Below are 12,942 nucleotides of genomic sequence, written 5' to 3'. Positions count from 1 at the left end.
GCCACTAGGACGCTGATTGGAGCAATGAGATGGCCGAACCCGAACTCGACACGATAGACCGCAGAATTCTCGCCATCCTTCAGGAGAATGGACGATTATCAAATCAGGAGATCGCGGAACGCGTGAATTTGTCGCCGAGTCCGTGCTTGCGGCGCATCCGGCGGCTCGAGGACATTGGTGTGATTCGCGGTTACGTCGCGTTGCTGGATGCGAAAAAGCTCGGGCTCGGGTTGCTCGCGTACATCAACGTGCGGCTGGAAAAGCGCGGCGGCACGCAGGCGGCCGCGGGCACGCCAAAAGCGCCGACACACGGCGACCTGTTTCGCGAAGCGGTGCGCTCATGGCCGGAAGTCGTCGCCTGCGACGCAATGACCGGTGAAATGGACTTCCTGCTGCGCGTGCAGGTGCGCGACATGGACGACTTTTCGCGCTTCGTGCAGGATCAGTTGCTGCATCATCCGTCGGTGATCGACGTGAGATCGAGCTTTTCGCTGGAGCGCATCAAGGAAACGACGGTGTTGCCGCTGCGCTGAACGGTGCGGCAAGCGCGAGTTTCGCGCGGAAATGATAAGGGGCGGTCAAAGCCGCCCCTTTTGTATTGGTCTCGCTCGCAGCGCGAACCCCGCGCTGTTCTGAGAAATCAAGCGGCTTTGATTGCCGGCAGAAATGCTTTGAAAACTTGCGACGCGTGATGCGCCTGGCGCCTGATCGCGTAATCGAACACGGCGGCTTGTTCCTGGAACAATTCCGACATGATGCTGCTCTGGTCCGCCGGTTCGAGCGACAGATAAGCGTCCGCTTCGCCGTATGCGTATTCGATCTTCATGCCCGACTTTCTGGCGATGTGCATCATGGTCGAGTTGCGCGACAGGCAGTGCATATAGAGCACGGACACTTGCGTGTTGCGGCTGCGCATGGCGGCGCGCTCGAACAGCCTCGTGCCGACGCCGCGCCCGCGCGCGCTTTCGAGCACCGAGACGCCGAACTCGGCGGTGCGCTTGTCGCCTTCCGCCGGCAAATAAGCCAGATGGCCCACGCCGATCAGTTCGAGCGCATGGCCGAACACGCCGAACACTTTGTCGTTCGAGAAGTTGATATTGCGCACGTAATTCTCGATGACGTGATCCGGCACCACCTGGCCGAAGCGCAGAAGGCGGTCGTCTTCGTCGAGCGTGAGGAAATGCGTGAGCAGGCGCTCGCGGTCGGCGGAGGACAGTTCGCGGACGAGAACCGGCAGACGCGCGGCTTTGAGCGGCGACTCGTTCGTCACGATCTGCTCGGCGGTGCGGTTAAAGGTCATTTCCACGATGGGTTCCTCCTTCATTCGTCATGCAGGATGCTGCAAAGCAAAACGAATTTTAGCCGATTGGGGAGAAACGGATACGGGAAAACCCTTAAAAACGTGTAGGCGTGACGTTCTAAATAGCTACTGAAAACGATTAGATTTCATTGAAATCAGAGGCTTACACAGATTGCGTAAAAGCAACGACACGAAGGTAAAACTGTTTTGCTGTGACGCAGCAATTTTCAACGCTCACCGCCGAGCCCGTTCTCGATCATGTCGACAACCTGCTCCGCGAATTCACGATAACCAAGCTTGCCGCCCGGCTTGAGCCAGGTGAAGGTCCAGTTGATCATGCCGAAGACCATCATCGTGAGCGCGGTCTGATTGTCCTTGGCGGCGCGCTTCGGATAGGCCCGCGCGAGCTGGCGCGCGAACGCCGCGACGATATCGCGCTGACGATCGAGGACGATTTCCCGCTGGGCATCCTCGAGATATTTGACGTCGTTCAGAAGGGCGACGTGGCGGCTGTGCGACGTCTCGTATTCGGCGAGAAACGCGCGCACGAGCTCCGCAAACGCTTCGCGCTCGCCGAGTCCGCGCCGCTGGCTCGCGCCTTCCACTTCCGCGATGATCAGCATCAGCCGCTTGGTGTAGCGGTCGAGGAGATCGAAGAGGATCGCTTCCTTGCTCGCGTAATAGTGGTAGAGGCGGGCTTTCGAGGTGCCGCTCGCGGCGGCCAGGTCGGCCATCGACGTGCTCGGGTAGCTGGTCTGGGCGAATTTCGCGGCGGCGAGTTCGAGGATCTGTTCGCGTTGCGTCTCGTGATCGGGCGCTTTGGTACGGGCCATGTGTTTCCGGAATATGCGTTCTTATTGATTTAGCGGCGCAGCTCGGCCTGCACGATGTCGGACGGCGTGCCGCGGATCTTCAGGCGCCCCGCCGTGACGAGTTCGCGGCAGCGCCAGAAAGCGATGGAATCGGAGAGCATGAAGTCGAAGCGCTGGCCCATGGCCGCACCGGCGATCTGGCGCGCCGGCTGCCATTCCGGACCGGCCAGATCGAGCAATGCCTCGTCGACGTCGAGCCAGGTTCCCGAGACGAGCATGTTGTCGCGCAGACGTCGCGTGTCTGCGCTGGAATGCTTCGCTTCCTGCCATTCGAGCGCGAGCCGGCTGATGCGCAGCACGGAAATTGGCGCTGCGGTCGGCAGTTTCGCGAGCAGTTGTTTCGGCGAAAACATGCCGACGGCGGTCGCGCGATCGGCACGGCCGAGGCGGGCGGAGTCGCTGTCGTCGGTGCAAATGCTCAGGTCGTCGTGGGACAGTTTTGCTTCGTTCAGACGTTGCGGCGCATTGCGCAGGTGATAGGCGACGCGTCGCAGCGTCAGCTGGTCGGCCGCGCTCTGGCCGTGCCACACGACGATCTGCTCGTCGCCGCGTGTGAGGCGGGCGATCAGCGCGAGTTGTTCTTCGAGTTCGTCTTCGAAATCGATCGTGCCGGGCAGAATCTGACGCCAGAAGGCGGCGCGGGTGAGCGCCGAATCGTCGATGTCCCTGAGCGGGCCGACCGCCAGATCGTCACGCAGCGTGACGACGCGATCCGCCCGCTCCGCGCGCTGCAACGCTTCGGCGAGAGATTGCGCCGCGCAATCGCCATTTGCGACGTGAATCATGTTCATCGGTGTCGGCATGCCTGAAGGACGAAAGGACCAGCTGCGGGAGTGGTCCTTAGTTTACGCGAATCGCATGGCGTTCGGCGCTCGATCGGCGTGCCGACTTCGCGTGACGCTCAACGCTCGTCGAAACTCACGACCACCCGTTCGCTCAACGGATGACACTGACACGTCAGCACGAATCCGTCTTCGATTTCGTGCGGCTCCAGCGTGTAATTCTTCTCCATCTTCACTTCGCCTTCGAGCACCTTCGCGCGGCACGTGCAGCACACTCCGCCCTTGCACGCATACGGCAGCGCAAGCCCCGCTTTCAGACCCACATCGAGCACGCTCACCCCTTCGTACGGCAAGCGCAACTTGCGCTTCTTGCCATCGATGATCAGCTCCAGTTCCGCTGCCGGCGTGTTCTCCGTAATCTCGATCGGCGCCACGCCTGCTTGCGGCAGCGGCGTGCCGAAGCGCTCCACATGAATCTGCTTCGGCGGCACGCCCGCGTCTTTCAACGCAGCTTCGGCCGCATCCATCATCGGACCGGGACCGCAGATGAATGCTTCATCGATATCGTTCGGCGAGAGCAGGCTCTCCAGAAACGCCTGGCACTTCGCCTGATCCAGCACGCCGTTGAACAACTCCACGTCCTGCAGATCATCCGAGAGCACGTGATACAGCGAGAAGCGATCCATATAGCGATTCTTCAGATCTTCGAGTTCCTCGGCGAACATGATCGCGTCCACGCTGCGATTGCCGTACACGAGCGTGAAGCGGCTGGTCGGCTCGGTGTCGAGCGTCGTCTTGATGATCGCCAGCACCGGCGTGATGCCCGAGCCGCCCGAGAACGCCACATACTGCTTCGCGTGATCCGCGTTCAGGTGCGTGAAGAAGCGGCCATCGGGCGTCATCACGTCGATCTCGTGCCCGGCCTTGAGCGTATCGAATGCGAAGTTCGAGAAGCGCCCGCCGCGCACGCGCTTGATGCCGATGCGCAACTCGCCATCGCGATCGTAATCGGTCACGCCCACGCAGATCGAATACGAGCGACGCGTCTCTTCGCCATCGATATGCGTCTTGAGCGTCACGAACTGCCCCTGCGTGAAGCGAAACGCGTCGCGTAGCGCGGGCGGCACCTCGAATGACACGGTGAACGCATCGGCGGTTTCGGGTCGCACCTCGCGGATGCGCAACGGATGGAATTGCGGAGTCGCCATCTTTATCGGCTCGCTTTCAGTGAATGCAATGAATTCGGTTTAGTACGGCTTGAAGTAATCGAACGGCTCGCGACAGTCCACGCAGCGATACAACGCCTTGCACGCGGTCGAGCCGAATTGCGCAAGCCGCTCGGTGTGCGTCGAGCCGCAGCGTGGGCATGCGATGGTTTCTTTTTTGTACGGCACGAAGCGAATAGGCTTCGTGCTCGTGTCCGGAATGCTGCCGCAAGCGCCCGTCGGTGGCGCGATGCCATAACGGCGCAGCTTCTCGCGCGCTTCGTCGGTGATCCAGTCGGTGGTCCACGCAGGCGCCAGCACCGTCTCGATGCGATGCGCGCCCAATCCCGCATCATCGATCGCCTGCGCGATGTCCTCCGCAATCTGCGACATCGCCGGGCAACCCGAGTATGTCGGCGTGATCACCACTTCGAGCACGCCATCGTCGCCGTGACGCACCTCGCGCAGAATGCCCAGCTCGCGGATCGACACCACCGGTATCTCCGGATCGGGCACCGCTTCGAGCACGCTCCACACGCGCTCGATGCTTGCGTTGGTCGTATCCATTTACCAGCTCGCGCCCGGATGTTGCCGCGCCAGGCTCTGCATTTCCGCCAGCAGATAGCCCATATGCTCCGAATGCTCGCCGAGCTTGCCCGTGCTGATGTGCTTCACTTCAGCGGGCGCCACGAGCGTTGCTTCTTCCAGCGCGGATGTCACCTGTTCGCGCCACGCTTCTTCGAACTCGCTGGCCAGAGGCGCGATGCCCGCATCGGCGACGGCTTGCTCAATTGCATCGACAGCGAAGAACTCGCGCGTGTACGGCATCAGATAATCGAGCGCCGCCTGCATGCGTCGATGCGACTCCTCCGTGCCATCGCCCAGTCGCACCAGCCAGTCGTGCGCGTGATGCAGGTGATAGCTCGTCTCCTTGATCGACTTCGCCGCGATCGCCGCGAGTTGCGTGTCGTTCGATGCTTGCAGCGCGGTCCACATCTGTGCCATCAGCGCCGAGTACAGGAAGTTGCGCACGATCGTCACTGCATAGTCGCGTTCGCTGCGTGCCGTGCCCGCGAGCGGGCCGAAGTGCGGCAACTCGGCGATCGTGTAGTTCGCGAACTCGCGCTCGCTGCGGAAGTACGCGTAATCGTCTTCGGTTTTCTTCGCACCGTTTAGCGCCGCTTCGAGCGTCGCTGCATGCGTATAGAGAAGACGCGCCTGGCCGATCAAGTCCAGACTCATGTTCGCCAGCGCAATGTCTTCTTCCAGCGCCGGGCCGTGACTGCACCACTCGGCGTTGCGCTGGCCGAGGATCAGCGCGTTGTCCGCCAGACGCAGCACGTAGGCGAGATGTTCGTGACTCTGCTTGTGGCTCATGTCGCGCTCGCCCTTACATGTGATTGATTTCGTCGGGCAGCACGAAGAACGTCGGATGCCGGTAGATCTTGTCGCCCGCGGGCTCGAACAACTCGCCCTTGTCCGCCGGGTCCGATGCCGTGATCGCCGCCGACGGCACCACCCAAATGCTCACGCCTTCCTGTCGACGCGTGTACACGTCGCGTGCCATGCGCAATGCCGCGCCCGCGTCCGGTGCGTGCAGGCTGCCGCAGTGCTTGTGATCCAGTCCCTGCTTGCTGCGCACGAACACTTCCCAGATCGGCCATTCCTTGTTCATCTTCGATATCTCCCGTGTCCTGTCTTCAAGCCGCTTGCTTGTGTGCGCGGGCTTTCTGCTTCTCCGCATACGCGAGCGCCGCTTCGCGCACCCACGCGCCTTCCTCATGTGCCTTCACGCGTGTGGCGAGCCGTTCCTTGTTGCAGGGACCATCGCCATTGACCACGCGCCAGAACTCTTCCCAGTCGATCTCGCCGTAGTCGTGCGCGTTGCGTTGCGCGTTCCACTTGAGATCCGGATCGGGCAGCGTGACGCCCAGAATCTTCGCCTGCTCGACGGTGGCATCGACGAACTTCTGGCGCAGATCGTCGTTCGAGATGCGCTTGATGCCCCACGCGAACGACTGGCCGCTGTGGATCGAATCCTTGTCGCTCGGGCCGAACATCATCAGCACCGGCCACCACCAGCGGTCCACCGCCTGCTGCACGAGATCCTTCTGCGCCTGCGTGCCTTTCATCATCGCGAGCAGCGCATCGAAACCCTGGCGCTGATGGAACGACTCTTCCTTGCAGATGCGGATCATCGCGCGTGCATACGGGCCGTAGGTGCAGCGGCACAGCGGGATCTGATTCATGATCGCGGCGCCATCGACAAGCCAGCCGATCACGCCGACATCGGCCCACGTGGGCGTCGGATAGTTGAAGATGCTCGAATACTTGGCGCGCCCCGTGTGCAGCGCATCGACCAGTTGATCACGTGAGACGCCCAGCGTTTCGGCTGCGCTGTACAGATAAAGACCGTGGCCGCCTTCGTCCTGCACCTTGGCCAGCAGAATCGCCTTGCGCTTTAGACTCGGCGCGCGGCTGATCCAGTTGCCCTCCGGCTGCATGCCGATGATCTCCGAATGCGCGTGCTGCGAAATCTGCCGCACCAGCGTCTTGCGATACGCCTCGGGCATCCAGTCCTGCGGCTCGATCTTGCCGTCGGCCTGCATGGTCGCGTCGAAGCGGGTTTGTGCGGGGGATGTGCTTGCGGCGGCCTCGCCTGGGACGGCGGGCGTGGGGGTCGGGAGGTCGAGGGATTGGGTGTACATGGCGGCACTCGCTCAGGGAAGTCGCTATCCGGCGATTATAAACCGACCGGACGGTCGGTAAATAGCTTTTTCAGGACGTGCTGGGGTAATTCCGGGGGGCAATCCTCACGGGGCGCGCGAAGTCGACAGCGCGAACCCGCGTGTGACTAATCTAGTGCAGAAGGGAAAGGCGTGCCGAACGGCGGAGAAGGCGGGAGAGGAGCGGCGGCGTCGAACGTCGCCGCTCCGGGTGCAGAAGAAGAGGTGCGGCTACTTATCGCGATGTCTGCGCGGCGAAATCTTCCGCATCGACGTCATAGCCCGACGGCTCCCAGCGCACCGCGAACAGCGCGACAAGCCCCGCGAGCGGCGCGACGGCGATGATCCAGAACACCTTCGTCCCGAGCGCCGCGGACAGAACCGGGAACAGGAACAGCGAAACGGTCGAACTGGCGCGCATCAGCGTCTGGTTGAAGCCGACGCCCACGCCGCGCAACGACGTCGGATAGCTCAGCGACGCGAACGTCATGCTGTGCGAACCCGGCCCGACGCCTTGTCCCAACAGAAACGCGGCGAGAAACGCGATCGCGATGACGACTTCGGCGCCATTCGTCGGCTTGCCGACAATCGCCAGCCCGATAAGCGCGGCAAGCTGAAACGCGTAGCCCACGACCGACAGTTTCCACGCGCCGTATTTCGGCACCGTGCGCACGGAAAACAGGCCGCCGGCGAACGCGAAGCACAGGTTGAGCGCGAGCGATGCGAGGATCGTCGTGAGCATTGACTGCGCGAGGAAGCTCGAAATGATCACCGGCAACCCGAACGCGACGGCGTTATAGGCAAACGACGACGCAATCGCGATGACCGTCGCGAGCACGGTCCGTCGCAGATAGACGCCGCGCAGCAGCGCGCCGTAGTTGCCCCACGTCGCACGGCGGGGCTTGGGCGCGCCGGATGCGGCGAGGGCGGTGTCGTCGACGCGGGCATCGATGCCGTACGAGCGCTTGAGGATCGCGGCCGCGCCCTTGAGGTCGCCCTGATTCGCGGCCCAGACGGGCGATTCGCTCATGTAGCGGCTGCGAATCGCGATGATCGCGATCGCCGGAACCGCGCCGAAACCGAGGATCAGACGCCACAGCCAGCCGGCGTTATGCTCGGGCAAGACCGAGTACAGGCCGAGCACGAGCAGATAGGACACGCTGATCGCCGCGTACCAGACGGGGCACCACATCGCGACGCGCGACGCCTTGTTGCCGCGTCCCTGAAGGCGCGAAAACTCGGCGAGGAAGGCCATCGCGACCGGCAAGTCGATGCCGACGCCCAGCCCCATCACGAAGCGCGCCCCGCCGAGCACCCAGGCGTTCGGCGCGAACGCGCAGGCGATCGCCGCGACGACGAAGAAGAACATGTCGGCCATGAACACGCGATAGCGCCCCACCTTGTCGGTGAGATAGCCGCCGAGAAACGCGCCGATGATCGCGCCGAACGTGATCGCCGCGGCGACGAAGCCGGAACCGATCGGCGTCAGCGAGAATTCGCGCGCGATGTCCTTCATGCCGAACGCGAGCGCGCCGAGATCGTAGGCATCGAGAAAAATACCGCCGAGCGCAATGGCCACGACGATTCGCGCATCGCTGCCGACGGCGGCGCCGCGGTTGACGAGGCTGGAAACATCGGCGGCGCTTTTGATGACGGGGCGCGCATCGCCGGCGGCGGCCCGGGTGGAGGCGCGGTCGGGCGCGAGGGAAACGGACATGATCGATTAATCGGTAAAAAATTGTTGATGCAACGAATCGCGCGATCGTACTGGCCCGGGCGCGGCCGACCAAATTCTTTTTTGTTATTTAATGACTTACGGGTCGCGGACGGACTTTTCGGCGCGCCGCTGCGCCGGTGCGACAATGGCGCTCCGTTTCGCTACTACTAAACAGGCATGTCGTCAGCTGAAAACATCGAATCGAGCGCGGTCGGAGTCGCGGTAGTGGGCGGCGGGCCGGCCGGGCTCATGGCGGCCGAGGCGCTCGCGGCGGGCGGCGTGCGGGTCGATGTGTTCGACGCGATGCCGTCCGTCGGCCGCAAGTTCCTGATGGCCGGCAAGGGCGGCATGAATCTCACGCATTCCGAGCCCGCCGATGCCTTTCTTTCCCGCTACGGCACGCGCCGCGAAGACATCGCGCCGTTGCTCACGCGCTTCGATGCAAACGCGCTGCGCGACTGGGTGCACGGTTTGGGCGTGGAGACGTTCGTCGGCAGCTCGGGCCGCGTCTTCCCGACCGACATGAAAGCCGCGCCGATGCTGCGCGCTTGGCTGCATCGGCTGCGGGCGGCGGGCGTGACGTTTCATATGCGGCATCGCTGGCTGGGCTGGGCGGACGAGAGCGAGTCGATCTCGCGTTTCGCCACGCCGGCGGGCGAAACGCGTGTTCGGCACGACGCCATCGTGCTCGCGCTCGGCGGCGCAAGCTGGCCGCAACTCGGCTCCGATGGCCGCGCGACGCCCATTCTCGCGGCGCGCGGCGTGGCCGTGCGGCCATTCGTGCCGTCCAATTGCGGATTCGATGTCGGCTGGAGCGAGCACTTCAGCAGCCGCTTCGCGGGCGAACCGCTTAAATCGGTGGCGATCGAGGTGGCGCGCGCGGACGGCGAGATCGATCGGCGGGTCGGCGAATGTCTGATCACGGACCGGGGTATCGAGGGCAGTCTGATTTATGCGCTTTCGGCGCCGATCCGCGACCGCATCGCCGAAAGCGACGGCGCGGGCGCGACCATTCTGCTCGATCTCACGCCGCAGCTTTCCGCTGAGCGCGTGCGAGACGAAGTGCGGCATCCGCGCGGCGCCCGTTCGATGTCGAGCCATCTGCATAGCCGTCTGCATCTCACGGGCGTGAAGGCGGGCCTGTTGCGCGAATGTCTGACGAAAGACGAATTCGCCGATCTCGACATGCTCGCTGCGCGGATCAAGGCGTTACCGCTGCGCCTGCTGCGGCCGCGGCCGATCGAAGAAGCGATCAGCAGCGCGGGCGGCGTCGCATTCGAGTCGCTCGATGCGCACTCGATGCTCACCGCGCTTCCCGGCGTTTTCTGCGCGGGCGAGATGCTCGACTGGGAAGCGCCGACCGGCGGCTACTTGCTGACAGCGTGCTTCGCGAGCGGGCTCATCGCCGGGGAAGGCGCGCTCGCGTGGCTGGCCGCACGCCGTTGAGCGCCTACGCGGCGACGAGCCGCCACAGCGACGTCACTTCCGCCGAACGCGCGGCGTAAAGCGGATCGGTTTTATCGGCTGCGCGCGGGTGATGCGGCTTGATGTCGATGCGTCCGTCCACTTTCAGGCCGGCGGCATCGATCCATTCCTGCAGTTGCGCGCGCGTGCGCAAGCCCAGATGTTCCGCGAAGTCCGACAGAATCAGCCAGCCTTCGCCGCCGGGCGTCAGATGCGCGGCGAGGCCGTCGAGGAAACCGCGCAGCATGCGGCTCTCCGGATCGTAGATGGCGTGCTCGATCGCCGAACTGGGCCGCGCCGGCAGCCACGGCGGATTGCAGACGATCAGCGGCGCGCGCCCGGCGGGAAACAAATCCGCCTCGACGATCTCGACCTGACGCTGAAATCCCATCCGCGCGATGTTTTCGCGGGCGCAGGCGAGGGCGCGGGCATCGACTTCCGTCGCGACAACGCGCTCGACGCCGCGCTTCGCAAGCAACGCCGCGAGCACGCCGGTTCCGGCGCCGATCTCGAACGCGAGTTCGCGCGACGGCAGCGGCTGATTCGCGACGAGATCGATATATTCGCCGCGCACGGGCGAGAACACGCCGTAGTAAGGATGAATCCGCTCGCCAAGCGCCGCGATCTCCACGCCCTTTTTGCGCCACTCATGCGCGCCGATCAGCCCGAGCACCTCGCGCAACGACACGACCGACGCTTCGTCCGGCGGCCCGTACGCTTCTTCGCAGGCATCTTTCACGTCCGGCGCGCGGCGCAGCGGAATGGCGTACTGCTCGTCGAGCGGCAGAATCAACATGGCGAGCGTGCGCCCGCGCTGCGATTGCGCCAGCCGATGCAAATTGAACGCATCCACCGGCGATACTTCCGCCGCGGGCTTTTTCGCCTTGCGCGGCTTGTTGTCGATGCGGCGGGCAATCGCCTGCAATAGCTGGCGGGCGTTCTGAAAGTCGCCGCGCCACAAAATCGCCGTGCCTTCGCACGCCAGGCGGTACGCGTGATCGGCGGTCATCTGATCGTGGCCGATCACCAGACGTTTGGGCGGCGGATTGCCGCTCTCCGAGCGCCAGCGGGCGGAGCGGTTTTCTCCGTCTTCTTCCCAGTCGAGTCGTTGCAGTGCTGCGGTTTTCGGTTGCATATATATAGAAAGAGGCGCGAGCCGGATTGGCCGGCGAAAGATGGACTGGCAGCATTGTGAGGCCATTTCGGTCGCGCCGTTCCCGCGTAAGTCCATTTCGTACGATCCACGCCGCGGCCATTGCAACACTTCAGGCACAATCGATTCTTTTCCGCACGCCATCGCCGAATGAAATACCGAGTTCTCGCCGCGCTCTGCGCCGCTGCGCTTGCCGCGCAAGTCACTCTCGCGCCCGGTGCGTTCGCCGCCGAAAACGCCGACGCGCCAGCCAACGAACATTGGGTCAGCGCGTGGGGCACCGTGCTGCAGTCGATTCCGCAACTGGCCAACCTGCCGCCGTTATATCGGGCGCCGGAGGTCGGGGGCCGTACCGTGCGCCAGCTGATTTATCCGCAAATCGACGGCAAGCGCATGCGACTGCGCATCAGCAATCTTTACGGGACGGAGCCGCTCGTCGTCGAGTCGATGAGCGTCGCGCGGGCGGTAGGCGCAAGCAGCGCCGCGATCCGGTCGGGCAGCGCGCGGCCGGTTTTGTTCGGCGGCCGCAAGAACGTGACGGTCGCGCCTGGCGCGCAGATTACGAGCGATGCCGTCAATTTCGACGTCGAAGCGCAGCAGCCGCTCGCCGTCAGCATGTTGATGGGGCGCGATCAGAGGCTCTTCGCGTGGCATCGCGTGGCAAGCCAGGTGAACTACATCTCGACGCCGGGCGATCACACGGACGACGCGCCCCCGGGCGCCTTCCGCACCCGTTTCACCCAATACGCGTGGCTGACGAACGTGGCGGTCGAGAGTCCGTCGGCGCAGGCGATCGTGGCCATCGGCGATTCGATCACCGACGGCATGCGCTCCTCGATGAACGCCAACCGGCGCTGGCCCGATGCGCTCGCGAGACAGGTTGCGCGCAAGAGCGGCGGGGAGACGGTCGTCGTGAACGCGGGGATCAGCGGGAACCGGCTGCTGAGCAATTCGCCTTGCTACGGCGAGGCGCTGGTGACGCGCTTCGAACGCGACGCGCTGCGCCAGCCGGGCGTGCGGGCGGTGATCGTGTTGATCGGCATCAACGATATCAATTTCGCCGCGATGCCCGCGCACGGCGGGCTCGACTGCGACGCGCCGCATACGGAAGTGAACGCGGATGCGCTGGTGCGCGGTTATCAGCGGCTGATCGCGCAGGCGCATCAGCGCGGCATCAAGATCTACGGCGCGACGCTGACGCCGGCATCGCTGCCGCCCGAGCGGGAAGCGATTCGCACGGCGGTGAACGAGTCGATCCGCTCGAGCCGCGCGTTTGACGGCGTAGTCGACTTCGACCAGGCCTTGCGTGATCCGGCGAAACCGAGCGTGCTCCAGAAGCGCTACGACAGCGGCGACCACATTCATCCGAGCGATGCGGGCTATGCGGCGATGGCTGCCGCGGTGCCACCAGAGATCGTGGCCGGGACGGCGAAACCGACGCACTGACGCAGGCGCGAAAAAAGTTGCTTCATCGTCTTGTCATTTGCGCGTGCTTCGCCTAATATTCAGCCCCTCGTCACCAGACGAGGGCCGCTAAGCGAAACGGGCGGCCTCCGAAGTCGGCAAAATTCGAAGCGAAAGCAGAAAAATAGTGTTGACAAGGAGAAAAAGATTCTTCATAATCTCGTTTCTCTGCTGCTGACGCAGCGACGCAAGACGGAAGTTGAAGTGCCTTGCGAATGTTCTTTAAAAACTAACAGCCGATAAGTGTGGGCGCTTGATG

At 63.7% G+C, this 12,942-nt stretch carries 13 protein-coding genes; 3 read left to right on the top strand and 10 right to left on the bottom strand.

Features of this window, described 5'->3' with window-relative positions:
- The first annotated feature begins 29 nt into the window (after positions 1-29).
- Complete coding sequence (locus BRPE64_RS12630; RefSeq protein ID WP_016346506.1) at positions 30-533, top strand: Lrp/AsnC family transcriptional regulator; 504 nt, start codon at positions 30-32, stop codon at positions 531-533.
- 107 nt (positions 534-640) lie between these two features.
- Here BRPE64_RS12630 and BRPE64_RS12625 read toward each other — a convergent pair whose 3' ends face one another.
- From BRPE64_RS12625 to BRPE64_RS12585, 9 genes are all read right to left on the bottom strand, one after another.
- Entirely contained in the window at positions 641-1,300 is a 660-nt protein-coding gene (locus BRPE64_RS12625; protein ID WP_173405461.1) for a GNAT family N-acetyltransferase, read from the bottom strand.
- A gap of 227 nt (positions 1,301-1,527) precedes the next feature.
- On the bottom strand, positions 1,528-2,133 hold the full coding sequence (locus BRPE64_RS12620) for a TetR/AcrR family transcriptional regulator (protein WP_016346504.1): 606 nt from the start codon (positions 2,131-2,133) through the stop codon (positions 1,528-1,530).
- Positions 2,134-2,162: 29 nt separating this feature from the next.
- Positions 2,163-2,963, bottom strand: a complete 801-nt coding sequence (locus tag BRPE64_RS12615) for a DUF1835 domain-containing protein (protein ID WP_016346503.1) — start codon at positions 2,961-2,963, stop codon at positions 2,163-2,165.
- Positions 2,964-3,073: 110 nt separating this feature from the next.
- Positions 3,074-4,162: a 1,2-phenylacetyl-CoA epoxidase subunit PaaE gene (gene paaE, locus BRPE64_RS12610; RefSeq protein WP_016346502.1), complete on the bottom strand. Its 1,089-nt coding sequence runs from the start codon at positions 4,160-4,162 to the stop codon at positions 3,074-3,076.
- Positions 4,163-4,201: 39 nt separating this feature from the next.
- Entirely contained in the window at positions 4,202-4,726 is a 525-nt protein-coding gene (gene paaD, locus BRPE64_RS12605; protein WP_016346501.1) for a 1,2-phenylacetyl-CoA epoxidase subunit PaaD, read from the bottom strand.
- A complete protein-coding gene (paaC, locus tag BRPE64_RS12600; protein ID WP_016346500.1) occupies positions 4,727-5,536 on the bottom strand; it encodes a 1,2-phenylacetyl-CoA epoxidase subunit PaaC in 810 nt (269 codons plus the stop codon).
- 13 nt (positions 5,537-5,549) lie between these two features.
- Positions 5,550-5,834: a 1,2-phenylacetyl-CoA epoxidase subunit PaaB gene (paaB, locus tag BRPE64_RS12595; protein ID WP_016346499.1), complete on the bottom strand. Its 285-nt coding sequence runs from the start codon at positions 5,832-5,834 to the stop codon at positions 5,550-5,552.
- Between the two features lie 25 nt (positions 5,835-5,859).
- Positions 5,860-6,867 (bottom strand): 1,2-phenylacetyl-CoA epoxidase subunit PaaA, encoded by a 1,008-nt coding sequence (gene paaA / locus BRPE64_RS12590; protein WP_044041658.1) that lies wholly within the window; start codon positions 6,865-6,867, stop codon positions 5,860-5,862.
- 253 nt (positions 6,868-7,120) lie between these two features.
- Entirely contained in the window at positions 7,121-8,602 is a 1,482-nt protein-coding gene (locus BRPE64_RS12585) for an MFS transporter (protein WP_016346497.1), read from the bottom strand.
- Between the two features lie 177 nt (positions 8,603-8,779).
- Here BRPE64_RS12585 and BRPE64_RS12580 point away from each other — a divergent pair, with 177 nt between their 5' ends.
- Positions 8,780-10,048, top strand: coding sequence for a TIGR03862 family flavoprotein (locus tag BRPE64_RS12580; RefSeq protein ID WP_016346496.1), 1,269 nt, complete (start codon positions 8,780-8,782; stop codon positions 10,046-10,048).
- Between the two features lie 4 nt (positions 10,049-10,052).
- On the opposite strand, the gene BRPE64_RS12575 is transcribed toward BRPE64_RS12580, so the two are convergent.
- Positions 10,053-11,201 (bottom strand): methyltransferase, encoded by a 1,149-nt coding sequence (locus BRPE64_RS12575; RefSeq protein ID WP_016346495.1) that lies wholly within the window; start codon positions 11,199-11,201, stop codon positions 10,053-10,055.
- A gap of 168 nt (positions 11,202-11,369) precedes the next feature.
- On the opposite strand from BRPE64_RS12575, the gene BRPE64_RS12570 reads away from it, so the two are divergent.
- Positions 11,370-12,665 (top strand): SGNH/GDSL hydrolase family protein, encoded by a 1,296-nt coding sequence (locus BRPE64_RS12570; RefSeq protein WP_016346493.1) that lies wholly within the window; start codon positions 11,370-11,372, stop codon positions 12,663-12,665.
- Positions 12,666-12,942: the final 277 nt, after the last annotated feature.

Source organism: Caballeronia insecticola, from assembly GCF_000402035.1.
GTDB lineage: Bacteria > Pseudomonadota > Gammaproteobacteria > Burkholderiales > Burkholderiaceae > Caballeronia > Caballeronia insecticola.
This window is presented reverse-complemented; position numbering and strand designations above follow the sequence as displayed.

Coding starts and splice junctions, on each gene's coding strand:
- BRPE64_RS12630 (WP_016346506.1), top strand. CDS start 30: ATGGCCGAACCCGAACTCGACACGATAGACCGCAGAATTCTCGCCATC.
- BRPE64_RS12625 (WP_173405461.1), bottom strand. CDS start 1,300: ATGACCTTTAACCGCACCGCCGAGCAGATCGTGACGAACGAGTCGCCG.
- BRPE64_RS12620 (WP_016346504.1), bottom strand. CDS start 2,133: ATGGCCCGTACCAAAGCGCCCGATCACGAGACGCAACGCGAACAGATC.
- BRPE64_RS12615 (WP_016346503.1), bottom strand. CDS start 2,963: ATGAACATGATTCACGTCGCAAATGGCGATTGCGCGGCGCAATCTCTC.
- paaE (WP_016346502.1), bottom strand. CDS start 4,162: ATGGCGACTCCGCAATTCCATCCGTTGCGCATCCGCGAGGTGCGACCC.
- paaD (WP_016346501.1), bottom strand. CDS start 4,726: ATGGATACGACCAACGCAAGCATCGAGCGCGTGTGGAGCGTGCTCGAA.
- paaC (WP_016346500.1), bottom strand. CDS start 5,536: ATGAGCCACAAGCAGAGTCACGAACATCTCGCCTACGTGCTGCGTCTG.
- paaB (WP_016346499.1), bottom strand. CDS start 5,834: ATGAACAAGGAATGGCCGATCTGGGAAGTGTTCGTGCGCAGCAAGCAG.
- paaA (WP_044041658.1), bottom strand. CDS start 6,867: ATGTACACCCAATCCCTCGACCTCCCGACCCCCACGCCCGCCGTCCCA.
- BRPE64_RS12585 (WP_016346497.1), bottom strand. CDS start 8,602: ATGTCCGTTTCCCTCGCGCCCGACCGCGCCTCCACCCGGGCCGCCGCC.
- BRPE64_RS12580 (WP_016346496.1), top strand. CDS start 8,780: ATGTCGTCAGCTGAAAACATCGAATCGAGCGCGGTCGGAGTCGCGGTA.
- BRPE64_RS12575 (WP_016346495.1), bottom strand. CDS start 11,201: ATGCAACCGAAAACCGCAGCACTGCAACGACTCGACTGGGAAGAAGAC.
- BRPE64_RS12570 (WP_016346493.1), top strand. CDS start 11,370: ATGAAATACCGAGTTCTCGCCGCGCTCTGCGCCGCTGCGCTTGCCGCG.